This is a genomic window from Tatumella sp. UCD-D_suzukii, assembly GCF_000611875.2.
GTDB classification, from domain to species: Bacteria; Pseudomonadota; Gammaproteobacteria; order Enterobacterales; family Enterobacteriaceae; genus Tatumella; species Tatumella ptyseos.
This window is the reverse complement of the sequence record NZ_JFJX01000026.1, coordinates 1-695: the sequence shown is the minus strand read 5'-3', so window position 1 is coordinate 695 and position 695 is coordinate 1. Positions and strand designations below refer to the sequence as shown.

The following is a 695-nucleotide window of genomic DNA, read 5'->3' as shown; positions in this document are numbered from 1 at the left end:
CTGCTGAATGATGGTGGAGCTAAGCGGGATCGAACCGCTGACCTCCTGCGTGCAAGGCAGGCGCTCTCCCAGCTGAGCTATCGCCCCATCGATGATAATTTTCTGAAGTGTCCTATTCTTTTTCAGACAAGGCATGGCTTCGCGACTCATAGCCTGCTATGCGAGCCGGAGTCATAACGCCGTATGAGAAAGAATTGGTAGGCCTGAGTGGACTTGAACCACCGACCTCACCCTTATCAGGGGTGCGCTCTAACCACCTGAGCTACAAGCCTGCAGAAGATTACTGCTCTCTTTAATTTCATCAGACAATCTGTGTGAGCACTGCGCGGGAGTGTATCTTCAGGTAAGGAGGTGATCCAACCGCAGGTTCCCCTACGGTTACCTTGTTACGACTTCACCCCAGTCATGAATCACAAAGTGGTAAACGCCCTCCCGAAGGTTAAGCTATCTACTTCTGTTGCAACCCACTCCCATGGTGTGACGGGCGGTGTGTACAAGGCCCGGGAACGTATTCACCGTAGCATTCTGATCTACGATTACTAGCGATTCCGACTTCATGGAGTCGAGTTGCAGACTCCAATCCGGACTACGACGCACTTTATGAGGTCCGCTTGCTCTCGCGAGGTCGCTTCTCTTTGTATGCGCCATTGTAGCACGTGTGTAGCCCTACTCGTAAGGGCCATGATGACTTGACG

2 tRNA genes and 1 rRNA gene are annotated in these 695 nt (G+C 52.4%); all 3 read right to left on the bottom strand.

Annotated features, from left to right (window positions below):
- Window positions 1-11: 11 nt before the first annotated feature.
- A tRNA-Ala gene (locus tag CG67_RS06175) sits at window positions 12-87 on the bottom strand.
- 108 nt (window positions 88-195) lie between these two features.
- A tRNA-Ile gene (locus CG67_RS06170) sits at window positions 196-272 on the bottom strand.
- A gap of 72 nt (window positions 273-344) precedes the next feature.
- Window positions 345-695: ribosomal RNA gene (locus CG67_RS06165) — 16S ribosomal RNA — on the bottom strand; the annotation flags it as partial.